Here is a 25,866-nt window from a genome sequence, read left to right as displayed (position 1 = left end):
ACCTATCGGAAATGCCGATGGCTAGATCACCGCACCGGCACCGCCGCCTGCGCCGCCTTGATGAAGCTGCGCGCCGGCCCCGGCAGCGGCGCGCCCTTGCGCCAGGCAAGGCCCACCTGCACCGAGGGCAGATCGCCCGACACGTCGCGGATCTCGATCCGGTCCCCCTCCAGCGACCAGGGCCGGTAGACCAGCCCCGGCAGCAGCGCCACCCCGGCGCCGGTGGCCACCAGGCTGCGCACCGCCTCTACCGACCTCGTGCGGAACGCGATGCGCGGGCGCACCGAAAACCCCGCCATCAGCCGCCGGGTGCTCTCCTCGATCTCGTCAACCGTCAGCATGATGAAATTCTCGCCCGCCAGATCCTCGGGCGCGATTGCCTCCGCCTCGGCCAGAGGGTGCCCCATCGGCAGCCACAGCCGGTAGGGCGAGACCAGCAGCGTTTCCACGTTCAGCGCCGCCCGCTCGCGGATGGCCGAGGTCAGCAGCACCGCCACGTCCAGCTCGCCGCCGATCAGCAGGTGCTGGAGGTACTCGCCGGTCTCCTCCAGCGCCGTCACCTCCACCGCCGGAAAGGCGCGGCGAAAGCGGCTGAGCATGTCCGACAGCACATAGCCCGCGACCAGCGAGGTCACCCCAAGGCTCAGCCGCCCGCCCTCCAGCCCCGGCTCCTCGCGGAACGCCTGCCGGGCGGTGGCGACATCGCCGAGGATCTGGCTGGCATGGCGCAGGAACAGGCTGCCGCGATGGGTCAGGTCCAGCCCGCGCGCCCGCCTCTCGAACAGGGTGACGCCCAGATCCTCCTCCAGCCCGCGGATCGCCTCGGTGACCGAGGATTGCGAGATCGATAGCGCCCGCGCCGCCGCCGACACCGATCCGGCCTCGGCGGCGGCCACGAAGAACTGCAACTGGCGCAGGGTAAAGGCCATCAGGCTGGGGCTCCGTGCGGGCAGTCCGCGCAGCAAGGATAGGCACCGCGCCGCCCGGACGAAAGCGCCGAGTGCGGGAAGCCCGCGCCCCTTCTTCCTCTCTTCTTTGCCTAAATATCCTCGGGGGGCGCGGGGGGCTGAAGGCCCCCCGGCTTCCGCCAGAACCTCAGAAACTCGGCGGCGTATTCACCCAGATCAGCACGCATTCCCCCTCGCCAAGGTTCATCCAGGCATGGGGCCGCTTGCTGGCGAAATAGAGGGAATCGCCGGGGCCGAGGTCATGCGCCTCGGTGCCGTCGAGCACGATGCGGAAGCGGCCCTCAAGCAGGTGCAGGAATTCCTCGCCCTCATGGCCATAGCCGCCCTCGCTGGCGGCGCCCGGGGCGAGGCGGAAGAGGTGGCAATCCATCTGGTTGCGCCCCTCGGCCAGCAGCTCGACCGTCACCCCCGGCACCGGCATCGGCCAGTGGCGGCGCGCCCCGGCCCGCACCACGGCGCCGCCGGGGGCGTCCTGGCCCGAAAGGCTCGACACGGTGGTGCCGTAATGGCGGGCGATGTCATGCAGGGTCTTGAAGGACACGCCCGCCCCCGTGCGTTCCAGCGTGGACAGGGCCGATGACGACACGGACAAAGCCGCCGCCGCCTGCTCCAGCGTCTCGCCGCGGGCCAGCCGCAGGCGGCGCAGCTGGGGGCCGAGGTCCGGCGCGGCGGCGGGCGAGGAGGGCGCAGGGGCAGGGGCGTCGCCCGCCAGCGCGGCGCGGATCGCGGCGGGGTTCAGCCCGTCCTCGCGGCGCAGGAAGGCGATGCGGCAGAGCCGCTCCACATCCGCCTCGGAATAGACCCGCTGGCCCGAGGCGAGGCGGGCCGGCGCGATCAGCCCCTGCGTCTCCCACAGCCGCAGGGTCGAGGGCGCGACGCCGGCCGCGCGCGCCGCCTCTGCCACCCGGTAGCGCGGCGGGTCTGGGGTCATGTCCTCGGGCATCGGGCCTCCTTGCGATCACCTCACAAGGGATATTGCACGGATGCGGGTTTTGTATAGGCTCGCCAACAATTCTTGCAGGAAAACTGCAAGGAATCGCAAAACCCCTTCAGGACATCCCGCCATGACCCACAGCACCATCACCGACGCCGCCCTTTCGGGCCGCCGCACCGCCGCCATCGCCCGCGGCGTCGGCGTTACCACGCAGGTCTATGCCGACCGTGCCGAGAACGCAGAAATCTGGGACAAGGGCGGCGCCCGCTACATCGACTTCGCCGCCGGCATCGCCGTGGTGAACACCGGGCACCGGCATCCCAAGGTGATCGCGGCGGTAAAGGCGCAGCTGGACCGCTTCACCCATACCTGCCACCAGGTCGTTCCCTATGAGAACTATGTGACCCTGGCCGAGCGGCTGAACGACAAGGTGCCGGGCGACTTTCCCAAGAAGACCCTCTTCGCCACCACCGGCGCCGAGGCGGTGGAGAATGCGGTTAAGATCGCCCGCCACTACACCGGGCGCGCCGCCGTCATCGCCTTCGCGGGCGGCTTTCACGGCCGCACCTTCATGGGCATGGCGCTGACCGGCAAGGTGCAGCCCTACAAGGCCGGCTTCGGCCCGATGATGGCCGATGTCTGGCACCTTCCCTTCCCGATCGCGCTTCAGGGCGTCACGGCCGAGGACTCGCTGGCCGCGCTCGACCGCCTGTTCAAGGCCGATCTGGAGCCAACCCGCGTGGCCGCGATCCTGATCGAGCCGGTGCAGGGCGAGGGCGGCTTCTACGAAGTGCCCGCCGGCTTCATGGCCAGCCTGCGCGCGATCTGCGACACCCATGGCATCGTGCTGATCGTGGATGAGGTGCAGACCGGCTTTGCCCGCACCGGCAAGCTGTTCGCGATGGAGCATCACGGGGTCGCCGCCGACATCACCACCATGGCCAAGGGGCTTGGCGGCGGCCTGCCGATCTCCGCCGTGACCGGGCGCGCCGAGATCATGGACAGCCCGAACCCCGGCGGGCTGGGGGGCACCTATGCAGGCAACCCGCTGGCCATCGCCGCCGCCAATGCGGTGCTGGACGTGATCGAGGAAGAGCAGCTGTGTGACCGCGCAACGCGCCTCGGCCAGCGGCTGAAGCAGCGGCTGGCGGGGATGCAGGAGGCGGTGCCGCAGATCGCCGATATCCGCGGCCCGGGCTTCATGAACGCGGTGGAGTTTGCCGTGCCCGGCACCGGCGCGCCCGATGCCGGGTTTGCTGGCCGGGTGCGCGAGGAGGCGCTGTCGCGCGGGTTGATCCTGCTGACCTGCGGCGTCTATGGCAACGTCATCCGCTTCCTCGCGCCGCTGACCATCCCCGATGCGGTGATGGGTGAGGCGCTGGAGATCCTCGAGGCCTCGGTGCTGGCCGCGCGCGGCTGACCTTGGCGCGGGTGTGGAAGGCCTATGCACCCGCGCCTAAAACCCCGGTGCTTGGTCTGGGAAACGGGCAGGCTGCTGCGATCTGCCGGCCGCCACAGGGTAGATTTTTTCCGCCGCCTGCGCCGTGATCGCACGCTCTGCACTGCCCCCAACCGGCGTTTCCCCCTTCCCGGACAGGCCCATACCGCCCGATCCCCCCACCCATTCCCCCGCTCGAATTTCCGCACGGGCCCGCTTGACGTCCCCCCCGGCTATGCCTATTACACGCTCCACGTTCGGCGCCATGCTTCGGCACCCGGACGGGAAGTTTGCGGTTGTAGCTCAGTTGGTTAGAGTACCGGCCTGTCACGCCGGGGGTCGCGGGTTCGAGCCCCGTCAACCGCGCCACCTTCCCAAGACCGAAAAGCCCTCGCGCAAGCGGGGGCTTTTGGCTTTGGGGGGTCAGGGTTTGTCGCGCTTGTCCGGGCGCAGACGGACGGGGCCCGCCTGTGTGACCTCCCGCGCGATCCCCATTGCCAGCTCATACTGTCCCTTGAACTTTGCCAGGATCATCTGCGCCCAGAAATAGGCGTCGTCGCCCATCGTCTGGGCAAGCGCCAGAAGCTGCGGCCCGTGTTCGTAAACGTAGTTGCCGACGGGACCGCCGACAGCGCCGGCTGCGGCAGCGCCCCCAACATACTTGAGCACCACGATCACAGCGTTCCGCGACAAGACCCCCCGGCTGGCCGACAGCCGGTCATCCATGCCGGGCAGCAGGATCACCCGTGCCGCATCCTGCACCGCGGGGTCGAAGGGCGCGTCCTTGGCCTGTACCGAGACCAGCACCTGCCCCTCGGCCTCGGCCACCTCGGGCGTGACCACGCGCGCCCGCTCTTTCTCCTGCCGCTCGATCAGCACCTGCACGCCGGCATCGGCCAGCGTCACCCCCGGCACGATCTCCAGCACCCCGGCGATGGCGGTCACCGTCTCGTCGTCGAACCGCTCGGCGCGCCCCTCCAGCCCCACATAGACGCGGCGCAGCTTCTGATAGCTCAGATGCAGCTTGACCATGTTGAGCGAGGAAATCTCGCCCGTCGCCCGCTCCTGCAACTCGCCCGCGAGGCGGTAGAGGTCGTCATGCCGGTTGCCCTTGCGGCGCAGGTCCTCGATCAGCGGCAGCAGGTCTTCCAGCACCGCCTCGGTCACCGGATCGGCCCCGACCTGCGCGGCGAGGAAGGAGAACCCCTTCTCGCCCCAGATCAGCGGGAGGGCTGCGTCCTGCTCCGGCGGCACGGGCAACGCGCCAATCGGCCCCGGCGGCAGGCCGTCGGGGCGAGCCTTGGGGGTGTAGGGCTCCGGCCAAGGGGGCAGGGTGTTGAGATAGGCGAGGGTCTGGCGGGCGCGGTCTTTCTCGTCATCGATTTCCGCCAGCCGTGCCAGTTCCGAATCCAACTGAGTTGCGGGTGTATCGAAGAAGTTTAAACCGGGAGAGCCAACACTACCAAGCTTTTCCAGCCTGCAAATCGGGCGTAGGTCGTCCACCATGCTGCCAAACAAGGTCAGATCGGAAAGAGCAGCGAATTCGGTCACGGGACCGACGTTGGAAACGGTGGTCTGGCTGAGCCAGAGCATCTGCAATGCAGTGAGATTCGAGATGGGGGCAAGGTCGGAGACAGCGCTTTGACTGATGCCGAGACCTTGAAGCTCTGTGAGGCCCGCGATTGGGGCAAGGTCAGAAACCGAAGTCTGGTTAAGCCAGAGCATCTGTAGAGCAACTAGGCCGGTGAGGGGCACGAGATCGGCAACAAGTGTCTCGCTAAGATCGAGCCACTGTAGCGCGGTCAAGTCTGAGAGCGGGGCAAGGTCAGATACAGCAGTCCGGTCAAGTGTTAGCCTTCGGAGTGCGGTGAGGCCTGTGATGGGCGTAAGGTCTGAAACGGCAGTCTGGTCGAGAACGAGCACTTCTAGGGCGCGAAGAGCGGCGAGGGGTGCGAGGCTGGAAACGGCGGTTTGACCAAGTATGAGCACTTCCAATGCAGTGAGGCCCGCAAGGGGACCCAGATCGGCAACGGCGGTTTGGCTTAGATCGACCCTTTTCAGGAAACTGAGGCTTGCCAGTGAGGCAAGGTTCGAAACGGCGGTTTGACTGAGGTTGAGCACCTGCAGCCCAACGATCTCTGCCACCTCGGGCGGGATCTGATCCAGCGCGTGAAAAAGCTCGTCGTCGAAGTGGAGCTCCGTCCCCCCCTCCCGCTTCACCCTCTCAATCTCGTCCAGCGCCGCTCTGTACGCCGCCTCTGCCGCCGTCTCTGCCATCACCCGCTCCCCGTCACCCAGCCCACCCTGACGCGCCCGCTTCCCTCCCGCAATCCCCTGCGCATTCGTGCTTGACGCCCCCAGCCTCAGCGGCTAGGTAGCCCCCCATTGCGCGGTTGTAGCTCAGTTGGTTAGAGTACCGGCCTGTCACGCCGGGGGTCGCGGGTTCGAGCCCCGTCAACCGCGCCACTTCTTCCTTGCCCGGACCAACGGCCCCGAGATGCCGTATCGGCCGGGGCAGGGCGGGCGCCCGAGGGCGGCCCTCGCGGACGATCCCCTACAGCTTCACCCGGTACCGCACATGCCCGTCCGCGGGCGTGAAGCTGTCGTAGAGCCGCCGTGCCTGCGTATTCCCCTCGGCCGTGTGCCAGTAGAGCCGCGACCAGCCGTTCGCGCGGCCAAGCGCCGCCAGATCCTCGATCAGCGCGCGGCCGACGCCCTTGCCGCGGGCGGCTTCGTCCACGAACAGGTCCTCGAGGTAGCAATCGGGGGTGAGAGTCCAGGTCGAGGGATGGGTGACCCAGGTGGCGAAGCCGAGGAGGGTGCCGTCTTCCTCCGCCACGCGCATCCCGATGCCGCCCGCAGGGTCAAGGATCCGCGCCCAGGTGGAAGCGGTCACCTCGGGCGGCAGGTCCATGTGGTAGAAGGCGAGGTAGGCGTCCCACAGGGGGCGCCAGCCCGCTTCGTCGGTCGCGACGGCTTCCCGAACGGTCACCATCACCCGGCGATCCGGTCCAGCACCCGCGCCCAGGAGCGGATGCCCTTGTGGAAGCATTCAAGGTCGTATTTCTCGTTCGGCGAGTGGATCTGGTCATCGTCGCGGCCAAAGCCGATCAGCATCGCGTCCATCCCCAGCACGGTCTTGAAATGCCCCGCGATCGGGATCGACCCGCCGCAGCCGACAAAGGCCGCGGGCTGGCCCCATTCCTCGGACAGCGCCAGCCGCGCCGCCTCGAAGGCCGGGTCGCCCACAGCCATTTCCGAGGCGGGGGCGCCGGCCTTGGGGCTGAAGCTGACGGTGCAATCGGCCGGCACCTGCGCGCGCACCCAGTCGCGGAACAGGGTCTGCACCTTCTCCGGGTCCATCCCCGGCACCAGCCGGAAGGTCAGCTTGGCGAAGGCCTGCGAGGGGATCACCGTCTTCGACCCCGCGCCCTGATAGCCGCCCCACATGCCGTTGATCTCGGCCGTGGGCCGCGACCAGAGCATTTCCAGCGGGGTGCGGTCCTGCTCGCCCGCCGGGAGCGACAGGCCGACCTCGCCGAGGAACCCGGCATGATCGAAGCCAAGGCCCTGCCACTGTGCGCGGATCTCGTCCGGCAGTTCGCGCACATCGTCATAGAAGCCGGGGATGGTGACGCGGCCCTGATCGTCGAACATCCCGCCGAGGATCTTGGTCAGCAGCCGCAGCGGGTTCATGGCGAGGCCGCCATACATGCCCGAATGCAGGTCTTTCGACGGACCGGTGATCGTCACCTCATCCCCCGCCAGCCCGCGCAGCATGGTGACGATGGCGGGTTTGTCCGCGAAGAGGCCGGTGTCGCAGATCAGGGCGAGGTCTGCGCGCAGCTCCTCGGCATTCTCTTCCATGAACGGCACGAGGCTGGGGGAGCCGGATTCCTCCTCGCCCTCCAGAAAGATGGTCAGGTTGCCGGGGAGGGTGCCGTGGACCGCTTTCCAGGCGCGGCAGGCCTCGAGGAAAGTCATCAGTTGGCCCTTGTCATCGCTGGCGCCGCGGCCGCGGATGACGCGGCCCTTGGGGGTGTCCTGCAGCTCGGGATCGAAAGGGTCGCGGTTCCAGAGGTTCAGCGGATCAACGGGTTGCACGTCGTAATGGCCGTAGAAGAGGATGTGCTTGCCGGGGCCTTTCGCGCGCGCCATGACCATCGGATGGCCGGGGGTGGGGCGGACGGAGGCGTCGAAGCCGAGCTCGCAGAGGTCATCGACCAGCCAGTCGGCGGCGCTGGCGCAAGCCTCGGCAAAGGCCGGATCGGTGGAGACGGAGGGGATGCGCAGCAGCTCCAGCAGCCGGTCCACCGCCTCGGGCAGGGTTTCGTCGATCCGGGCCAATACGGTGTCGAGGGTCATCGCCGTCTCCTTCATGTCGGGGTTGGCGCGGAGCCTAGCAGGCGGGGTCGCACTGTCCAGAGGGGGCGGGAGAGCGCCGCCGGGGCTGCAGAAATCTCTTTAAACTCCGACCCGTCAGCCCACCGGTCACAGCCTTTTTCCCGCTTTGCGTCAATTTGCACCATGACTCTGCCCCCAATTGATCGGTATCAAGGCAGAACGCGGATGGAGAGCCTAGTCCATCCCCCAGCGAACGGGCCAGGAGACGAACGATGGACTATGACAAGGCGCTCGATACGGCGATCCAGCGGCTGCATGACGAGGGGCGCTACCGCACCTTCATCGATATCGAGCGGCGCAAGGGCGCCTTCCCGAATGCGGTCTGGCGGCGTCCCGACGGGCAGGAGCAGGCGATCACCGTCTGGTGCGGCAATGACTATCTGGGCATGGGCCAGCATCCGGCTGTCCTTGCCGCGATGCATGAGGCGCTGGACGCGACCGGCGCCGGCTCGGGCGGCACGCGCAACATTTCTGGCACCACGGTCTATCACAAGCGGCTCGAGGCGGAGCTGGCCGATCTGCATGGGAAAGAGGCCGCGCTGGTCTTCTCCAGCGCCTATATCGCCAATGACGCGACGCTTTCGACGCTGCCGGTGCTGTTCCCGGGGCTGATCATCTATTCGGACTCGCTCAACCACGCCAGCATGATCGAGGGCATCCGCCGCAACGGCGGCGCCAAGCGCATCTTCCGCCACAACGACCTTGCCCATCTGCGCGCACTTCTGGCGGCCGACGATCCGGCGGCGCCCAAGCTGATCGCCTTTGAATCGATCTATTCGATGGATGGCGATTTCGGGCTGATCGAAGAGTTGTGCGACCTGGCCGAGGAGTTCGGCGCGCTGACCTATCTCGATGAGGTTCATGCGGTGGGCATGTATGGCCCGCGCGGCGGCGGCATCGCGGAACGTGACGGGCTGGCCGGGCGGATCGACATCATCAACGGCACGCTTGGCAAGGCTTTCGGGGTCTTCGGCGGCTATATCGCGGCCTCGGCACGGATGGTCGATGCGATCCGCTCCTATGCGCCGGGCTTCATCTTCACCACCTCGCTGCCGCCGGCCGTGGCCGCCGGGGCCGCAGCCTCTATCGCCTTCCTGAAAACCGCCGAAGGGCAGAAGCTGCGCGATGCCCAGCAACTCCACGCCCGGATCCTGAAGATGCGGCTCAAGTCGCTGGGGATGCCGATCATCGACCATGGCAGCCATATCGTGCCGGTGCATGTCGGCGACCCGGTGCATTGCAAGATGCTGTCCGACATGCTGCTGGAAGACTTCGGCGTCTATGTCCAGCCGATCAACTTTCCGACCGTGCCGCGCGGGACCGAGCGTCTGCGCTTCACCCCCTCGCCGGTGCATGATCCAAAGCAGATCGACCATCTTGTGCGGGCAATGGACGCGCTCTGGTCGCGTTGTGCGCTAAATCGCGCCGAGATGTCGGCCTGACCCCTTCTGCATGTGCATGATGGCTTGCCCTGTGCTACAGAAAGCTCAATAGGTCGGGCGAAATCAGGCGACGACGAATCGTCGATCGTTGGGGACAGAACGGGGCAGGCGCATGATCGGGCGGAGGACTTCTCCTTCGACGCAGGAGGTCGACAAGCCCAAGGGCTTTGACGGTTTCGAACTGCGGTTGGGGGATGTGATGCGCGGCGAACGCGCTACACTCTCGAAATCCCTGCTTGATGTGCAGCGTGAGCTGAAGATCAAGGCCAGCTACATCGCGGCCATCGAGAATGCGGATCTTGCGGCGTTTGAGACCCCCGGCTTCATCTCTGGCTATGTCCGTTCTTACGCCCGCTATCTGGGCCTCGACCCGGATTGGGCCTTTGCCCGTTTCTGCGAGGAATCGAGCTTCGTGCCGGCGCATGGGCTCGCGCCCGCTGCCTCGGGTCCCAAGCCGGTTTCGGTGCGACAGAAGGCCGCCGAATATGGCGACCCGCTGGCCAACCCGAATGCCCTCTTCGTGCCGCGCGGCAAGGCGATGTTCAGCCATGTCGAACCCGGCGCTGTCGGCTCTGTGCTGGTGCTGCTCGCGCTGGTGGTGGCGATTGGCTATGGCGGCTGGTCGGTGCTGCAAGAGGTGCAGAAGGTGCGCCTCTCGCCCGTCGATCAGGCGCCGGGCGTGGTGGCAGAGCTGGACCCGCTCGACAACCTCTCGCAAGGCAATGCGATGACGGCCGAGGCCGATGTGTCCTTGCCCCAGACAGATGCGCTGGACCGGCTCTATCGCCCCGAGGCGCTGGACGTGCCGGTGCTGGTGGCGCGTGACGGACCGATTGCGTCCATCGACCCGCAGACCGTGGGCGCGCTGGCCGGCCTCTCGGCCGCGGCCAGCATCCCGGGTAGCCTTGCCGGGGTGAATGCCGGGATCGAGGCGGCGGTGGCCGAGGCCAATACCGATGCCGATGCGACCGTCCGCACCGTGGCCGAAGGCGCGCCGGCGGTGGAACTCGTTGCGGTGCGCCCGTCCTGGGTGCGGGTGTCAGCGGCCGATGGCTCGGTGCTGTTCGAGAAGATCCTGGACGCGGGTGAGCGTTACGCGGTTCCCGCCATGGAACAGCCCCCGGTGCTGCGCGCAGGCAACTCCGGCTCCGTCTATTTTGCGGTGAACGGCCAGACCTATGGCCCCGCTGCGCCGGGCGCGCAGGTGGTCAAGAACCTCAAGCTCTCGCCCGAAGACCTGACCGGCAGCTTTGCCGTCGCGGACCTCACGCAAGATCCGGACCTGGCCAAGATCGTGGCCGTTGCGCAAGCGCAAATCCCGGGCGCCGAACCCGCCGAGTGACGGATGGGTTCCGGCCCGCTTGCGGTTGCCTCGGGCCGGGGCTGCGCCTATCTAGGCGGTGACCGCAGACCAACGAGGTTTCTCGATGTCGCTCAACACCGTCCGCCCCTGGCGCAATATCTATCGTCGAAAGTCGCGCCAGATCATGGTCGGCAAGGTGGCCGTGGGGGGCGATGCGCCGATCTCGGTGCAGACGATGACCAACACCGACACGTCCGACGTGCGCGCCACCCTGGCGCAGGTGATCGCGGCGGCCGATGTGGGCGCCGATATCGTCCGCATCTCCACCCCCGACGAATCCAGCACCCAGGCCCTGCGCGAGATTTGCCGCGAAAGCCCGGTGCCGATCGTCGCGGACATCCATTTCCACTACAAACGCGCCATCGAGGCCGCCGAGGCGGGCGCCGCCTGCCTGCGCATCAACCCCGGCAATATCGGCGACGCCCGCCGCGTGGCCGAGGTGGTGCGGGCGGCCAAGGATCATGGCTGCTCCATCCGCATCGGCGTGAATGCCGGTTCGCTGGAGCGGCATCTGCTGGAGAAATACGGCGAGCCTTGCCCGGATGCGATGGTCGAATCCGGTATGGACCATATCAAGCTGTTGCAGGACAACGATTTCCACGAGTTCAAGATCAGCGTGAAGGCCTCCGACGTGTTCCTCGCCGCCGCCGCCTATCAGGCGCTGGCCGAGGCGACCGACGCGCCGATCCACCTCGGCATCACCGAAGCCGGGGGGCTGGTCTCCGGTACGGTGAAATCCGCCATCGGCCTTGGCAACCTCCTGTGGATGGGCATCGGCGACACCATCCGCGTCTCGCTCTCGGCCGATCCGGTCGAGGAGGTGAAGGTGGGGTATGAGATCCTGAAATCGCTCGGCCTGCGCCACCGCGGCGTCACCATCATCTCCTGCCCCAGCTGCGCGCGGCAGGGCTTCGACGTGATCAAGACCGTCTCGGCGCTCGAGGACCGGCTGGCGCATGTCACCACCTCGATGAGCCTCAGCATCATCGGCTGCGTGGTCAATGGCCCGGGCGAGGCGCTGATGACCGATATCGGCTTCACCGGCGGCGGGGCAGGGTCCGGCATGGTCTATCTGGCCGGCAAGCAGGTCCACAAGCTGGGGAATGAGCGGATGATCGACCATATCGTTGAACTGGTCGAGGCGAAGGCGGCGGCGATACAGGCGGCCGAGGCGGAGGCCGAGGCGGCTGCGCAGTTGGTGCAGGCGGGGTGAGGGGCTCGGAAGGCCATGCAGAGGGTGGCATGGTCATGGCCTTGCGATACGCACTGATCTTCTTTCTGCCGATAGCTTTCGCGTTTCTCCTTCAGCACCTGACATGGCCGACGCAGCTGCAGCTTCGTGACCAGGCATCGGAAATTCTCAATCTCCCCGGTCCGCGAGACTTCCAGGGTTTCCTTGAGCGCACGCAGCGCTTGGACTGGCTTTTCCGCACCTATGTGGCCCTCGGGGCCGTGGCATTCTCGTTGTTGATCCCGGTTCGCGCGGCAACGAGCCATGGCCCGAACCTTCTCACAGCGATGGTCCTTGGATACCTCGTGGCGAAGTCTCTGTTCAGGTTCCACAATATGGGCTGGGGGGAGTTCGGCCTCTGCATCGCTATCGGCGTCGCCGGGTCTGTGGCAGTTCTGCTGATGCGGCCTTTGCAGAGACTTAAGATGCCATCAAACGGCTGAACCTGTTTCAAGGTGCCTTGCAGAGATCGGGGCGATCCGAGAAAGCGGCATCCCCCTCACCCTGCGGCTTGCGCCTCCGGTCAAAAGGCGCGGGTGACTTGCCGTCGGCAAGTCACCCGCGCCCGGGGCCAAAGAGTCCAATGGCCCGCTTGGAACGGGGGATCTACCCCCGCACATCCGCCACCATCGCGCGCATTCCCTCCAGCGGGACATAGCCGCGCAGCAGCTGGTCGCCCATCACGAAGGTCGGGGTGCCCTCGATCTGCAGGCGCTGTGCCAGCAGCTGGTTGTCGTTCAGCACCTTGGCCACTTCGGGCGAGTCCATTCCGGCGGCAATCGCCGCGCCGTCCAGCCCCAGATCGGTGGCGAAGGCCGCCAGACGCTCGGCCGTCATCGCGCCGCGGAACTCGGTGTAAAGGCCATGGTTGATCTTCTCATAGGCCTCGGGCCCGGCCACCTGCAGCGCCGCAACGGCGAATTGCGAGGCGATCACCGACTCCTCGCCGAGGATCGGGAATTCCTTGACGATGTAGCGGATGTCGCCATCTGTCTCCACCAGCTCCAGCACTTCGGAATGCGCCTTGCGGCAATAGCCGCAGCGGTAGTCGATGAATTCCACCACCGTCAGGCTGCCCTCGGGATTGCCGCCGACCCAGGAGAACCCGTCCTCATAGATGTCAGCGGCGTTGGACAGCACCAGTGCGCTATCGCCCGAGGACTGCGCCTCTGCCTGCTGCGCCTCCAGCTCTGCGATTACCTCCATCAGCACCCCGGGGTTCTCCATCAGGTAGCCGCGCACCGCCTCGCCAAAGGCCTCGCTTTCGGGCTGGGTCATCGAGGTGATGTCGAAGGCCAGGGCAGGGGTGCCAAGGGTCAGGGTCGCGGCGAGGGCTAGCGCGAAGCGCCGTTGAGCGAAGGCGGGGCGGGTCATCGTATCGTCTCCGGTTCGGGCGGCAGCGCCGCTATTCTTCTGCCCGTGGGCTTGGCACGGATGCCGCCGCGCCGCAACGGACCTCGCGCCGCAGGGGCTGGCATTGACCTTGCCCGCCGCGGCTGAAATGAACGCAAGGCACGCCCGTGGGGGCTGCGGGGCAGCATGGAGACGCTAGATGCGGACATCAAGGCGCGGGCTTGTCGATCCCTTCATCGTGATGGACGTGATGGAGGCCGCGCGCGCCGCCGAGGCCGCGGGCCGCCACATCATCCATATGGAGGTCGGCCAGCCCTCGACCCCCGCGCCCGCCGCCGCCCGTGCTGCGCTGGCCCGGGCGATGGAGCAGGGTGCCCTTGGCTACACCGTCGCCCTCGGCCTGCCGCAGCTGCGTGCCGGGATCGCCGCGCTCTATGCCCGCTGGTATGGGGTGGAGCTTGATCCGGCCCGGGTCATCGTCACCGCCGGCTCCTCCGCCGCCTTCCTGCTGGCCTTCACCGCGCTTTTCGATGCCGGCGACCGGGTGGCGCTTGGCGAGCCGGGCTACCCGTCCTACCGCCAGATCCTGCGCGCGCTGTCGCTGGAGCCGGTGGGCATTCCCGCGCGGGCCGAGGACCGGCTGCAACCGAACCCTGAGGATGTGGCGCTGGCCCCCGATCTGGCGGGCCTGATCGTCGCCTCGCCCGGCAACCCGTCCGGCACCATGCTCGGCCGCGATGCGCTGGCGGCGTTGATCCATGTCGCGGCCGAGCGCAATCTGGCCTTCGTGTCGGACGAGATCTACCACGGGCTGCATTACGAGGGGCGCGCGATTTCCGCATTGGAGATTTCGGATGATGTCTATGTCATCAACTCCTTCTCCAAGTATTTCAGCATGACCGGCTGGCGCATCGGCTGGATGGTGGTGCCCGAGGATCACGTCCGCATCGTCGAGCGGCTGGCGCAGAACATGTTCATCTGCCCGCCCCATGCCAGCCAGGTCGCCGCCCTTGCCGCGCTGGATTGCGTGGACGAGCTGGAGGCGAACCGCGCCGTCTATGCCTGCAACCGCCAGCTGATGCTGGAGGGGTTGCCGGGCGCCGGCTTTGACAGGATCGCGCCGCCGGACGGGGCCTTCTATATCTATGCCGATGTGTCGGGGCTGAAGACGGACAGCCGCGCCTTTGCCGCGGAGATTCTGGCGGGGGCCGGGGTCGCGGTCACGCCGGGGCTGGATTTCGATCCGGTCCGCGGCGGCACCACGCTGCGCTTCTCCTATGCCGGGTCCACCGCCGACATCGCCGAGGGGATCGCCCGGCTGACCAAGTTCATGGCCGCCCGCCAGGCGTGATGCGCCAGCATGAGGTGGGGCTAGGGATTCGCGCCGCTCATCGCTATGCTGGCGCGAAAAGGGCAGAGGCATGATCGGGTTTCTTCTTCGCAGACTGGCGCCTTTGCTGGCCGCGCTGATGCTGGTGCTGCCTGCCGCGGCGCAGGAGCTGACGGCGCTGGCGCGGCTCAACGCCGGTGCCTCGGGCGTCGAGGACCGGGCGGGGGGCATCTCTGTCACGCTGGCGCTGTCGCAGCCGGTGCCGTTCCGGGTGTTCTTGCTGCAAGATCCGCCGCGGCTGGTGGTGGATTTCCGCGAAGTGTCCTTCCAGGGCGCCGACCCGCTGTCCCTCGACCGCTCCGCCCATGTCACCGAGCTTCGCTGGGGCGTCTTTCGCCCCGGCTGGTCGCGGCTGGTGGCGGAACTGGACGGGCCGTTCCTGGTGTCCTCGGCCTGGCAGGAGACCGATCCCGCTTCGGTGCGGATCCGGCTTGAACCTACCGATGCCGCGGGGCTTGCCGCCGTCGCCGCCGATCCGGGCCGCGCGGTGGAGGGCACGATCTGGGACCTGCCCGACCCGGTGGTGACCAAGCCCGCCAAGCAGCGCCAGACCGGAGAGGCACCGCTGGTGGTGGTGCTCGACCCCGGCCATGGCGGGCTCGATCCCGGGGCCGAGGCGGCGGGGCTGACCGAGGCGCATCTGATGCTGGCCTTCGCGCGCGAGCTGCAAGAGGTGCTGCGCCGCGGCGGGATACAGGTGGAGCTGACGCGGACCGAGGATGTCTTCGTGCCGCTGGAAACCCGCATCTCGGCCGCGCGGGCGGCGGGGGCGGACCTGTTCCTTTCGCTCCACGCCGATGCTCTGGCCGAGGGCGAGGCGGTGGGGGCGACGATCTACACGCTGTCGGAAGACGCCTCCGACACCGCCTCTGCGCTGCTGGCCGAACGCCATGACCGCGCCGACCTGCTGGCCGGGATCGACCTTGATGGCCACGATGATGAGGTGGCGGGGGTGCTGATGGACCTGGCGCGCACCGAAACCCAGCCCCGCGCTGACAGGCTGGCGATGGCCTTGGCCGATGGGATCAAGGCGGCGGGGCTGAAGACCCATCGCCGCCCGGTGCAGGCGGCGGACTTCTCGGTGCTGAAGTCGCCCGACATCCCGTCCGTGCTGCTGGAGGTGGGGTTCATGTCCTCCGCTGCCGACCGCGCGCGGCTGATGGACCCGGCCTGGCGCGCGCAGATGCAAGCGGCGCTGCTGGCCGGGGTCCGGGCCTGGGCCGAGGCGGATGCGGCAGAGGCGCGGCTGATCCGGCAGTAGCTAGAGCAGGGTCGCGATGCAGGTTTAGAGCAGGGTCGCCATGGCTCCGGGCGCGCCGCTGTGGAAGGCATGGCGCAGCCGGCCCGTCGCCAGGTCCATTGCCTCTTGCGCCGTCTCCACCACCGCGCCCATCCCGAAGAACTCATGCGTGACCCCGTCGAAGGTGCGCTGCGTCACCGGCACCCCCGCCTCGATCAGCCGCGCCGCCAGCGTCTCGCCCTCCGACAGCAGCGGGTCGATCCGCGCATTCAGGATGGTGGCGGGCGGCAGCCCCGCCAGATCGTCGCGCGCCACGACGTTCAGCCGCGGGTCTTCGGTCTGTCCGTCAATGGGGAAGGCCTGCGCAATGAACCACTCCATCCCCTGCCGGCCAAGCGGGGCAGCCTCGGCATGGGAGCGGTAGGAGGCGGTGTCCAGGTCGTTCCCCGCCACCGGGTAGACCAGCAACTGATGCAGAGGCGGCGTCATTCCGCGGTCGCGCGCCGCCAGCGCCACGCCGATGGCGAGGTTGCCGCCCGCGCTCTCGCCCGCGACGGCCATCCGCAGGGGATCGCCGCCGAACTCCGCCGCGTTTTCGCTGGCCCATTGCCAGGCGGCCACCGCGTCCAGATGCGCGGCAGGGAAGGGATGCTCGGGCGCGCAGCGATGGTCGAAGGCCAGCACCAGCGCTTCTGCGCCAAGCGCCAGCGCGCGGGCGGTGGCGTCATAGGCGTCGAGCCCGCCAAGCACCCAGCCGCCGCCGTGGAAATAGACGATCACCGGCAAGGGCCCCGGCCCCTGCGGCAGATAGGCCCGCGCCGCGATCTCCCCCGCCGCGCCCGGCACCGAAAAGTCGCGAATCTGAAGGCCCTTGTCCGAGGGCGGCGTGCCAACCCCCTCGGCCAGAAGCGAGGCGACCGCATCCGCCGGGCCTGGTTGCGCCCGGAACGCGGCCGCGTCCACCGTCCCTGCCGGGCGCGCGCCAAGAGCCTCCAGCCGGTCCAGCACCGCCTGCATCTGCGGGCCGGGCTTTGCTGGGCTGCCGCCGAACAGCGCAGACAGCACGCCGGCGGTGGTCTCGGTCAGGGCGCTCATCTGCTTGTCTCCTTGCAATCCTGGCTCCACAGAAACCCCCACGAGCCCGAGCGCGTTCCCCGGCCAGCCCCCGCCCGGCGGGCTTTCGCGCACCCATCCCCGATCCCGTCCCCGGGCGCACCCCTGACACCGAGTTGTTTTGACCCTCGCCGCCACCCCGGCTATAGAGGCGCGGAACCTCCCGGAGCTGCCCCTTGATCCGTTTCCTCCTGAACTTCGTCGGCGCGATCTTTTCCGCGATCACCATCGGTGCGGCCTTTGTCGCGCTGTCGGTGGGCGCCATCTTCTGGATGTATGGCCGCGACCTGCCCAACCATGAGCAGCTGGCGCAATACACCCCGAAAACCATCAGCCGCATCTATTCCGGCGAAGGCCGCATCATCGACGAATTCGCCGAGGAGCGGCGCCTGTTCGTGCCGATCGAGGATGTGCCCGATCTGGTGAAGGGCGCCTTCATCTCGGCCGAGGACAAGAATTTCTACCACCACGGTGGCTTTGACGCCCGCGGCATCGTCGCGGCGGGGGTGGAGGCGATCCGCTCGCGCGGCGAAAACGTCCGCGGCGCCTCGACCATCACCCAGCAGGTGATGAAGAACTTCCTGCTGTCGTCCGACCGGTCTGCCGAACGCAAGGTCAAGGAGCTGATCCTGGCGACCCGGCTGGAGGAGACTCTGAGCAAGGACAAGATCCTGGAGCTGTACCTCAACGAGATCTTCCTCGGGCAGAACTCCTTCGGCGTGGCGGCGGCGGCGCAGACCTATTTCAACAAGACCATGGCAGAGCTGGAACCGCATGAGGCGGCGACCCTTGCCTCGATGCCGCAGGCCCCGGGCCGCTACCATCCCGTAACCGCGAAAGAGCGGGTGCGCGAGCGGCGCGACTATGTGCTGCGCGAGATGTGGCAGAACGGCTATATCGACGAGGCGACCGCGGTCTCCGAGGCGGCTAAACCGCTCCGCTCGGTCCAGAACGGCGACTTCCCGGCCTTCCGCGAGGCGCTGCCGCCGCGCGATTACTTCACCGACGAGATCCGCCGCCAGCTGTCGCGCAGCTTCGGGCAGGAAGAGTTCTTCGGCGGCGGCCTGTCGATCCGCGCCACCGTCGATCCCGACATGCAGTCGGTCGCCGCCCTCGCCCTGCGCCGGGCGCTGGAGAAATACGACCGCTCCATCGGCGTCTGGCGCGGCACCGGCGTGACGCTGGAGCCCGCCACCCTTGGCAGCGAAGATACCTGGCGCGCCGCGCTTGGTGCCGCCGAAGTGCCACGCGACATCGAAGGCTGGTCCCCGGCCGTGGTGCTGGAGATCGGTGAGCGCGACGCCCGCATCGGCATCGAGGGCACCCCGGATGACGAGGATGGCCACTGGATCCCGGCCGAGGATGTGACCTGGGCGCGCAAGCTGATGCCGGGGCGCGAGCGTGCGCCGCAAGCCCGTGTCGCGGGCGACCTGCTGACGGTGGGCGACGTGGTGCTGGTGCGGCAGATGACCAGCGATGACGATGGCAGCTTCATCCGCTGGACCCTGCGCCAGGTGCCTGACATCCAGGGTGCCTTCATGGCGATGGACGTGAACACCGGCCGGGTGATCGCCATGCAGGGTGGCTTCTCCTACCAGTCCTCGGTCTTCAACCGCGCGACGCAGGCGCAGCGCCAGCCGGGCTCCTCCTTCAAGCCCTTCGTCTATGCCGCCGCACTGGACAGCGGCTTCACCCCTGCGACCATCGTCGTCGACGCGCCCATCGAGGTGGATACCCCGCAAGGCATGTGGCGGCCCAAGAACGCCTCCAACCGCTTCTATGGCCCGACGCCGCTGCGCACCGGGGTCGAGCAGTCGCGGAACCTGATGACCGTGCGGGTCGCGCAGGAAATCGGCATGGATGTGGTGGCGGGCTATGCCGAACGCTTCGGCGTCTACAATCCGATGTCGCCCTTCCTGGCCAACGCGCTTGGCGCGCAGGAAACCACGCTGTTCCAGATGGTGGCCGCCTACGCCATGTTCGCCAATGGCGGCGAGCGGGTGGAGCCGACGCTGGTGGACCGGGTGCAGGACCGCTGGGGCCGCACCGTCTATCGCCACGATCAGCGCATCTGCAACGATTGCGCCGCAGACAGCCTGCCCGCCGGCAAGGCCCCGCAGATCGCGTCGAACCGTGAGCGGGTGATGAACGCCATCACCGCCTATCAGCTGACCTCGATGCTCGAAGGCGTCGTGCAGCGCGGCACCGCGCGCGGCATCAACCTGCCGGTGCCGATCGCCGGCAAGACCGGCACCACCAATGATGCCAAGGACGTGTGGTTCATCGGCTTCTCCTCGAACCTCGTCGCTGGCTGCTACATCGGCTATGACCAGCCGCGCAGCCTTGGCAGCGCCTCGGGCGGCGGCATGTGCGGCCCGGTGTTCCAGAGCTTCATGCAAGAGGCGATCAAGGAGTACGGGGGGGGCAAGTTCAAGGTGCCGCCCGGCGGGCACTTCATCAAGATCGACCGCTTCACCGGCGCGCGCCTGCCCGACGATGCCGTGGGCGACCATGTCGTGTCGGAATACTTCCGCGACGGCGAGGACAGCTTCATCGGCTTTGGCGCCTATGTCGATGGCGGCTTCGCGATGGGGCAGAACCTGCCGCTGTTCGCCTATGGCGAGCAGGGCGGCGATGAGGGCACCGCGATCACCACCTCGACCGGGCAGAGCCGGGTGATCCCGAAGAAGGCGGATTTCGGCACGCTGAGTTCCGGCGGGCTGTACTGACGCCGCCCCGACACCTCAGCTACGTCATCACAACGACACCAGGGGAAATACGGGATGATCGGTTCCATCGGTCGAATGTTCGGCGGGGGCGAAGCCAGGCGAAAGCGCAACGAGGCGCGGCGCGACTTGCGAGCGGGCGTCACCGACCGGGACAGGGTGGAATTCGGCCGCGCCACGGGTCCGCATTACGTGGGCGTGTTGCACGAGATCCATGCGACCCATGTTTTTGACTGGTATTTGGAGGTGGGCTGCCGCACCGGGCGCAGCTTTGCCCCGATCTGCAGCCCCACGGTCGCGGTGGACCCGTTCTTTCGCTTGGCGGAGGGCGTAATGGGCCCAAAGCGGGAGTTACACCTGTTCCAGCAAACGTCGGACGAATTCTTCGCGTCGGCGGCGCCGGCTAGGCTGGGGGCGCGGTTCGGCTTCGCCTTTCTCGACGGGATGCACCTGTTCGAATACCTGCTGCGCGACCTGATCGGGACCGAGCGCTGCTTGGCCCCCGGCGGGGTGATTGCGCTGCACGACTGCTATCCCTTTGGCCGGGCCATGACGACGCGCGAGGTCAGTGCCGCGCCCGCAGGTGCTTGGACAGGCGATGTGTGGAAGCTGTTGCCGATCCTGACTGAACACCGTCCCGATCTGCGGGTGACGGTGCTTGATTGCGCGCCGACGGGGCTCGTCATGATCGAAGGCGGCGATCCTGCGAACCGGGTGCTGTCGGACGCCTATGACGCGATCCTCGCCCGCTGGCACGACGTGACAATCGAGGAGTACAGCATCGCTCGCTTTCGCGATGACTTCCCACTGGTGGCCCCCGCGTCCTTCACGGGGCGCGATCCGTCGCCCTTCGCGGCGGCCCGTTCCGCTACGGAGCACTTGGGAGGTATGCCGGAGTGGGTTTCACCTTGAACCGCAAGACTCTGACCCTGGCTGCGCTTGCCACACGCCTATAGCCCGCCCCTGTTGCCCCTGACGATGCAAGACGCTATGTCAAGCGACTGAACCAGCCGGAAGTGACCCATGCGCGCCGATACCCAGAACACCTGCGAGACCATCCGTAAATCGCTGAAACTGCTCGGCCAGCGGATGGATTGGGAGACGGCGCCGCATCGGTTGGAAGAGATGAACGCCATGATCGAGGATGGCGATCTGTGGGCCGATCCCGAGCGCGCGCAGAAGTTGATGCGCGAGCGTCAGGTGCTGATGGACAAGGTGCAGGCCTATCGCCGCATCGAGGCCGGGCTGAACGACAATATCGAGCTGATCGGCATGGGCGAGGCCGAGGGCGATGACGAGATCATCGCCGAGGCCGAGGCCAGCCTGAAGGTACTCGCCGCCGAGGCCGCCGCCAAGGAGCTGGAGGCGCTGTTGGATGGCGAGGCCGATGGCAATGACACCTTCCTCGAGATCAACGCCGGCGCGGGCGGGACCGAGTCCTGTGACTGGGCCTCGATCCTGGCGCGGATGTATGTGCGATGGGCCGAGAAGAAGGGCTACAAGGTCGAGCTGATGGCCGAGACTGCGGGCGAGGAGGCGGGCATCCGCTCCGTCTCGTACAAGATCGCGGGGCAGAATGCCTATGGCTGGCTGAAGTCGGAATCGGGGGTGCACCGGCTGGTGCGCATCTCGCCCTACGATTCAGCGGCGCGGCGGCACACCTCGTTCTCCTCGGTCTGGGTCTATCCGGTGGTCGATGACAATATCGAGATCGTCATCCCCGACAACGAGATCCGCATCGATACCTACCGCTCCTCGGGCGCGGGCGGGCAGCATGTCAACACCACCGACTCCGCCGTGCGCATTACCCACTTGCCGACCAATATCGTGGTGACCAGTTCGGAGAAGTCGCAGCACCAGAACCGGGCCAATGCCATGGCGGCGCTGAAATCGCGGCTCTATCAGATGGAGCTGGACCGCCGCAACGCCGAGGTCAATGCGCAGCACGCCGCCAAAGGCGATGCTGGCTGGGGCAACCAGATCCGATCCTACGTGCTGCAGCCTTACCAGATGGTGAAGGACCTGCGCACCGGGCATGAGACATCGGATACGTCGGGGGTGCTGGACGGTGATCTCGATGCGTTCATGGCGGCAACGCTGGCGCTGGACGTGGCCGGCAAGAGCCGCGCCGAGGCCAATGCCGAGGTGTGAGGTGGCACTTTCGGGCGTGTCGCGCCACTCTCCGGTGCCATTGCCTTGGAACGCTGCATGAAGCGTCCCTTGTCGAATGCGGGCGGTCCTGAACCGGAGAGCTCGACCGCATTGCACCGCGCCCTGATCGTGGCGCATGGTCAGCCCTCCGATCCCGGCCCGGCCGAGGCGGCGCTGGCGCGCTTCGCCGAGCGGGTGGCCGTGGAGTTGCCGGCGGATTGGCACGTGGAGGCGGCAACCCTAGCCGCATCCGGCGCGCTGGAGGCGGCGCTGGCCAAGGCTGGGGCGAATTCTGCCCCGCTGCTGATCTACCCGATGTTCATCGCCGATGGCTGGTTCACGCAGGTGAACCTGCCGGCCCGATTGCGGGCGGCGGGGGTGGAGGTCGTGCAGCGCGGTTCAGGCATGGGCAGCGGGGAGGAGGCAGCAGGCGGCGGCAACCCCGAGCGTGCAGGGATGCCCGGCGACGCAAGCGCGCATGGTGAGGCCTGTGCAGCCTCGCCCTCGAAAGGGCTCCGGGACCAGGGCGTCGACACCGGTTGCTTGGAGACGGGCGGCGGATCTGCACATGGCACCGAGGTTGCAAACCCGGAGAGCCAGTCAGGACCCGGACGGGACGGGGGTGGCGGTGCGGAGGAGGCAGGACCAAAGCGACCCGCTGCAGATGGCGCGAAAAAGATCGCTGCGATGGGCGCGCGCGATCCGGCACTTCGCGAAGCTGCGCCACTGCCCGCTGATGCGGCGCCTGCTGCGAGCGACGGCACGCAGGGCGGGCAGACCCCGCCGCGCTTCGGCCTCGATGCCGGCATGCTGCCAACAGTCGCGTCGGGCGCGCCCGATCCTTTGCGGCCAGCAGCCGCAGCGCTGCCCGGCAATGCTGCGTCACCCGCGAACGACAGCAGGCGAGGCGCGCAGATCCTGCCGCCCTTCGGGCTCGATCCCGGCATCCTGACGCTGGCCCTGCTGGCCCTTCGCGCGGCACTGGCCGAACACGGGCTGCGCGCGGCCGAGACCAACCTGATCATCGCTGCGCATGGCTCGTTCAAGAGCCCGGCGCCCGCTGCGGTGGCGCGCCGCCTCGCGCGGGCGATCATCGCCGAGATGCCCTTTGCCGAGATGCGCACGGCCTTCATCGACCAGGCGCCGCGGATTGCCGACTTCGCCCGCGGCCTGCCCGCGCCTGCCCTGTGCCTGCCGCTCTTTGCCGCGGCGGGGGGGCATGTCGAGGACGATCTGCCTGCCGCCCTTGCCGAGGCAGAGTTCGCGGGCCACATCCTTGCGCCGCTGGGGCTGGCCGCAGGGGCGCCCGGCCTTGTTGCGGCGGCACTCTTGGCGGCGTCCGGGCGCGAATAGACGAACGCGTTGACCATCTGACATCCAGTGCTGCTTGAAAGACGCGTCCTTGCCCCGGCAATGCTGGTGTCGCGCCTTGGGCGGGACAGCGGCACGTGTGGCGCGGCTTAGAAATCCTCCCAGTCGTCATTGCTCGGCGCAGGCTTCACGGCCAGCGCGGTCAGGCGGCGGCCGCCGCCCGAGGCGATGGCCACCTTGGGCGGGGCGGGGCGCGGCGCCGGTTTGCTGGCGGTGCGGGCCGGGGCGGCTTGCGGGCGCGCTGCCGGGCGGGCCGGGGCACCGCTGCCGGCGGCGCCGGTGCGGAACCGGCCCATCGTCGCGGTCAGCGCCTCGGCCTCACGGTTCAGCGAATGGCTGGCGGCGGTGGTCTGCTCGAACATAGCGGCGTTTTGCTGGGTCACCTGGTCGAGCTGGTTCACCGCGATATTGATCTCGGCAAGGCCCGAGGACTGTTCGCGCGACGACACCGCGATATCCGAGACGCAGGAATAGATATCCGCGACCGAGGTTTCGATGCCGCCAAGCGCCTGGCCCGCCTGACCGACCAGATCGACGCCGCGCTTGACCTGATGCGAGGAGGCAGAGATCAGCCCTGCAATCTCGCGCGCGGCCTCCGACGATCGCTGCGCAAGGGCCCGCACCTCGGAAGCGACGACGGCAAAGCCGCGCCCCGCCTCGCCGGCCCGCGCCGCTTCGACCCCGGCGTTCAGCGCCAGAAGGTTGGTCTGGAAAGCGATCTCGTCGATCACGCTGGTGATGCGGGAAATCTTGCCAGAGCTTTCCTCGATCTCGCCCATCGCCACCACCGCCTCGCGGACCACATTGCCCGACATCTCGGCATTGGCCTTGGCTTCCGAGACCATGCGGTTCGCCTGGCCCGCGACCTCGGCGGCCGACTTGACCGAGGAGGTCAGCTGGTCCAGCGCTGCGGCGGTCTGTTCCAGCGTCGCCGCCTGCTGTTCGGTGCGCCGGCTGAGGTCGTCGGCGGCAGAGGAAATCTCGCCGGCCTCGCCGCGGATCGCCTCGGCATTTTCGACAACGCCCTGCATCGCGGCGCGCAGCTGGTCTGTCGCCTCGTTGAAATAGGCGCGCAGCCGCTCGTATTCCTCGGTGAAGGGTTCCGAGAGCTTGGTGGTCAGATCGCCCGCCGCCAGCTGTTCAAGGCCAAGGCGCAGCGCCTCGACCACCCGGTGCTGTGCCGCTTCCATCTGGCTGCGGGCGAGCTCGGACGCCGCTTTCGCGGTTTCGGTGGCGGTAACGTCGGTGCCCAGCAGGATCAGGCTGCGAACCTGGTTCTTGCGATCCCGCACCACGCCGAAGCTGCCATCGAGGATCACCTCGCCGCCATCGGGACGCTCCAGCCGGATCTGGCCGGTGACGCTTTGGCCCTGGCTCAAAGCCTGCAACATCTTCTCGGAGGTGTCGAACCCCTCGACATGGATATTGCTGCGGAGATCGACCCCTTGCAGCTGCTCGGCACTGCGGCCAAGCGCCCGATAGAAGGTGGCATTTGCGGATTCGAGCTGCCCCATCGGCGTGAACTCTGCGCGCAGTTGGCTGGCGTCGATCGCCTCGAGCACGGCGGCATTGCGCAGCTCCACCGACAGATCCTTCCACTCGACGACAAAACCGATATGGCTGCCATCGGTGCCGCGCACGGCGTTGACCTCGATCACCAGATTTGCCCGGCCGAAGTTAAGTTCGGCCCGCAACGGCAATGCCGACAGATCCGCCAGCCTGCGCCGGGCGGTGGGGTTGCCGGCGTGGAACTCATCCATGTTGCGGCCGACGAGCGATCTGGGATCGAAGCTCTGCACGCGCGCACGGATCGCGCCCTCATGCTCGGCCATCATTGTCAGTGCCGCCGGGTTCACGAACAGGATCTTCATGTCGGTGTCGCAGATCATCAGTGACGCCGAACAGCCCTCATAGGCAGCGCCCTTGAACAGGCCGATCCGCGTTGTCTCGGCGGCGTTTTGCAGCGAGTTGCGGAAGGTCTCAAGCGATTGGGCAATTGCACCGATCTCGTCATGCCGGTTCAGCGCGGGCACCTCGACGGCATAGTCTCCGCCCGCGACCCGCTGCATCGCCCCGTTCACCGCCACCAGCGGCCGCGAGACCATGCGGCGGAACGGCATGGACATGGCAAGCAGCGAGACCAGAAGCAGCACGCCCCCGGTCAGATAGGAGCGGATATGGATGTCGCGCACCAGCGTGGCGGCCAGGCTGTCGTCGGCGTATATCACCACCGCGCCTGTCACCACCCGGTCCTTTCCGAAAAAGGCCGGGTGGGCGAAAGTCCTGTGATCCCCGGTTGAGTAGACGTGGTCAGCGGACATTGCCTCGACGGCCGCAGCCGCCATCGCCGCGTTCGGTTCCTGGCCGACCTGAGTGAACATCTGACCCTGCAGGTCATAGGCGGCCAGCGACAGCACCGTTTCGGGGCTCTCCTCCAGCACGCGACGAAACAACTCTGTCACCGCCTCGGTGTTCTTGAACTGGATGCCGGCGCCCGCCTCGTGTCCGAGCATGTCAACGATCAGGCCCGCATATTTCTCGACACCATCCTGGGCGGTGCGTTCGGTTGTCCGGGCGTCCAGAACCGCCATGGTGACGATAATCAGCGTGACGCAGATCGCAAACAGCATCGCGGTCTTGGCAAAGACCGATCGGGGCAGATAACGGCCGCCGCGTGCCGGGTCTTGAGAGCGAGCCATCGTAAAATCCTTGAAGGGAAAAGGGGGATGGGGGCTTGGGCCG

General features: G+C 67.6%; 19 protein-coding genes and 2 tRNA genes. 13 read left to right on the top strand and 8 right to left on the bottom strand.

Annotated elements, in window-relative coordinates:
* Positions 1 to 26: 26 nt before the first annotated feature.
* Positions 27 to 929, bottom strand: a complete 903-nt coding sequence (locus Q8S30_RS06680) for a LysR family transcriptional regulator (RefSeq protein ID WP_305665247.1) — start codon at positions 927 to 929, stop codon at positions 27 to 29.
* 166 nt (positions 930 to 1,095) lie between these two features.
* Positions 1,096 to 1,911 carry a MerR family transcriptional regulator gene (locus tag Q8S30_RS06675; RefSeq protein WP_305665246.1) on the bottom strand — a complete coding sequence of 272 codons (816 nt, stop codon included), beginning with the start codon at positions 1,909 to 1,911 and terminating at the stop codon, positions 1,096 to 1,098.
* 121 nt (positions 1,912 to 2,032) lie between these two features.
* On the opposite strand from Q8S30_RS06675, the gene Q8S30_RS06670 reads away from it, so the two are divergent.
* Positions 2,033 to 3,322 carry a 4-aminobutyrate--2-oxoglutarate transaminase gene (locus Q8S30_RS06670; RefSeq protein ID WP_371135458.1) on the top strand — a complete coding sequence of 430 codons (1,290 nt, stop codon included), beginning with the start codon at positions 2,033 to 2,035 and terminating at the stop codon, positions 3,320 to 3,322.
* 310 nt (positions 3,323 to 3,632) lie between these two features.
* Positions 3,633 to 3,709: transfer RNA gene (locus tag Q8S30_RS06665), tRNA-Asp, on the top strand.
* Between the two features lie 54 nt (positions 3,710 to 3,763).
* On the opposite strand, the gene Q8S30_RS06660 is transcribed toward Q8S30_RS06665, so the two are convergent.
* Entirely contained in the window at positions 3,764 to 4,933 is a 1,170-nt protein-coding gene (locus tag Q8S30_RS06660) for a hypothetical protein (protein WP_305665245.1), read from the bottom strand.
* A gap of 796 nt (positions 4,934 to 5,729) precedes the next feature.
* Here Q8S30_RS06660 and Q8S30_RS06655 point away from each other — a divergent pair.
* A tRNA-Asp gene (locus Q8S30_RS06655) sits at positions 5,730 to 5,806 on the top strand.
* An 88-nt stretch (positions 5,807 to 5,894) separates the two neighbouring features.
* Here Q8S30_RS06655 and Q8S30_RS06650 read toward each other — a convergent pair.
* Together Q8S30_RS06650 and Q8S30_RS06645 are read right to left on the bottom strand one after the other, a co-directional pair.
* A complete protein-coding gene (locus Q8S30_RS06650; RefSeq protein WP_305665244.1) occupies positions 5,895 to 6,335 on the bottom strand; it encodes a GNAT family N-acetyltransferase in 441 nt (146 codons plus the stop codon).
* Entirely contained in the window at positions 6,335 to 7,705 is a 1,371-nt protein-coding gene (locus Q8S30_RS06645; RefSeq protein WP_305665243.1) for a M20/M25/M40 family metallo-hydrolase, read from the bottom strand. The genes Q8S30_RS06650 and Q8S30_RS06645 overlap by 1 nt, the downstream gene beginning before the upstream one ends.
* A 251-nt stretch (positions 7,706 to 7,956) precedes the next feature.
* On the opposite strand from Q8S30_RS06645, the gene hemA reads away from it, so the two are divergent.
* From hemA to Q8S30_RS06625, 4 genes are all read left to right on the top strand, one after another.
* Positions 7,957 to 9,186: a 5-aminolevulinate synthase gene (hemA, locus tag Q8S30_RS06640; RefSeq protein WP_305665242.1), complete on the top strand. Its 1,230-nt coding sequence runs from the start codon at positions 7,957 to 7,959 to the stop codon at positions 9,184 to 9,186.
* Positions 9,187 to 9,298: 112 nt separating this feature from the next.
* Positions 9,299 to 10,528: a helix-turn-helix domain-containing protein gene (locus Q8S30_RS06635; protein WP_305665241.1), complete on the top strand. Its 1,230-nt coding sequence runs from the start codon at positions 9,299 to 9,301 to the stop codon at positions 10,526 to 10,528.
* A gap of 85 nt (positions 10,529 to 10,613) precedes the next feature.
* Positions 10,614 to 11,762, top strand: coding sequence for a flavodoxin-dependent (E)-4-hydroxy-3-methylbut-2-enyl-diphosphate synthase (gene ispG / locus Q8S30_RS06630; protein ID WP_305665240.1), 1,149 nt, complete (start codon positions 10,614 to 10,616; stop codon positions 11,760 to 11,762).
* 29 nt (positions 11,763 to 11,791) lie between these two features.
* On the top strand, positions 11,792 to 12,223 hold the full coding sequence (locus Q8S30_RS06625) for a hypothetical protein (protein ID WP_305665239.1): 432 nt from the start codon (positions 11,792 to 11,794) through the stop codon (positions 12,221 to 12,223).
* A 163-nt stretch (positions 12,224 to 12,386) separates the two neighbouring features.
* Here the strand turns inward: Q8S30_RS06625 and Q8S30_RS06620 are convergent, their stop codons facing one another.
* Positions 12,387 to 13,154 (bottom strand): DsbA family protein, encoded by a 768-nt coding sequence (locus Q8S30_RS06620; protein WP_305665238.1) that lies wholly within the window; start codon positions 13,152 to 13,154, stop codon positions 12,387 to 12,389.
* A gap of 178 nt (positions 13,155 to 13,332) precedes the next feature.
* Here Q8S30_RS06620 and Q8S30_RS06615 point away from each other — a divergent pair, with 178 nt between their 5' ends.
* Positions 13,333 to 14,484, top strand: a complete 1,152-nt coding sequence (locus Q8S30_RS06615; protein WP_305665237.1) for a pyridoxal phosphate-dependent aminotransferase — start codon at positions 13,333 to 13,335, stop codon at positions 14,482 to 14,484.
* A 70-nt stretch (positions 14,485 to 14,554) separates the two neighbouring features.
* Complete coding sequence (locus tag Q8S30_RS06610) at positions 14,555 to 15,784, top strand: N-acetylmuramoyl-L-alanine amidase (RefSeq protein WP_305665236.1); 1,230 nt, start codon at positions 14,555 to 14,557, stop codon at positions 15,782 to 15,784.
* Positions 15,785 to 15,808: 24 nt separating this feature from the next.
* Here the strand turns inward: Q8S30_RS06610 and Q8S30_RS06605 are convergent, their stop codons facing one another.
* The gene (locus tag Q8S30_RS06605) at positions 15,809 to 16,858 is read right to left on the bottom strand and encodes an alpha/beta hydrolase (RefSeq protein ID WP_305665235.1); all 1,050 of its coding nucleotides are present in this window, start codon (positions 16,856 to 16,858) and stop codon (positions 15,809 to 15,811) included.
* A gap of 194 nt (positions 16,859 to 17,052) precedes the next feature.
* Here Q8S30_RS06605 and Q8S30_RS06600 point away from each other — a divergent pair, with 194 nt between their 5' ends.
* The 4 genes from Q8S30_RS06600 to Q8S30_RS06585 all read left to right on the top strand — a co-directional run bounded on the left by Q8S30_RS06600 (position 17,053) and on the right by Q8S30_RS06585 (position 23,106).
* Entirely contained in the window at positions 17,053 to 19,605 is a 2,553-nt protein-coding gene (locus tag Q8S30_RS06600) for a penicillin-binding protein 1A (protein ID WP_305665234.1), read from the top strand.
* Between the two features lie 54 nt (positions 19,606 to 19,659).
* On the top strand, positions 19,660 to 20,514 hold the full coding sequence (locus Q8S30_RS06595) for a class I SAM-dependent methyltransferase (protein ID WP_305665233.1): 855 nt from the start codon (positions 19,660 to 19,662) through the stop codon (positions 20,512 to 20,514).
* Positions 20,515 to 20,625: 111 nt separating this feature from the next.
* Positions 20,626 to 21,753: a peptide chain release factor 2 gene (gene prfB, locus Q8S30_RS06590; protein WP_305665232.1), complete on the top strand. Its 1,128-nt coding sequence runs from the start codon at positions 20,626 to 20,628 to the stop codon at positions 21,751 to 21,753.
* Between the two features lie 57 nt (positions 21,754 to 21,810).
* Positions 21,811 to 23,106: a CbiX/SirB N-terminal domain-containing protein gene (locus tag Q8S30_RS06585; RefSeq protein ID WP_305665231.1), complete on the top strand. Its 1,296-nt coding sequence runs from the start codon at positions 21,811 to 21,813 to the stop codon at positions 23,104 to 23,106.
* 107 nt (positions 23,107 to 23,213) lie between these two features.
* Here the strand turns inward: Q8S30_RS06585 and Q8S30_RS06580 are convergent, their stop codons facing one another.
* Positions 23,214 to 25,823, bottom strand: a complete 2,610-nt coding sequence (locus Q8S30_RS06580) for a methyl-accepting chemotaxis protein (protein WP_305665230.1) — start codon at positions 25,821 to 25,823, stop codon at positions 23,214 to 23,216.
* Positions 25,824 to 25,866: the final 43 nt, after the last annotated feature.

This window comes from Frigidibacter sp. (assembly GCF_030695035.1).
GTDB lineage: Bacteria > Pseudomonadota > Alphaproteobacteria > Rhodobacterales > Rhodobacteraceae > Frigidibacter.
Note: the sequence above shows the minus strand (reverse complement) of the source record. Positions and strands in the feature narration are given on the sequence as shown.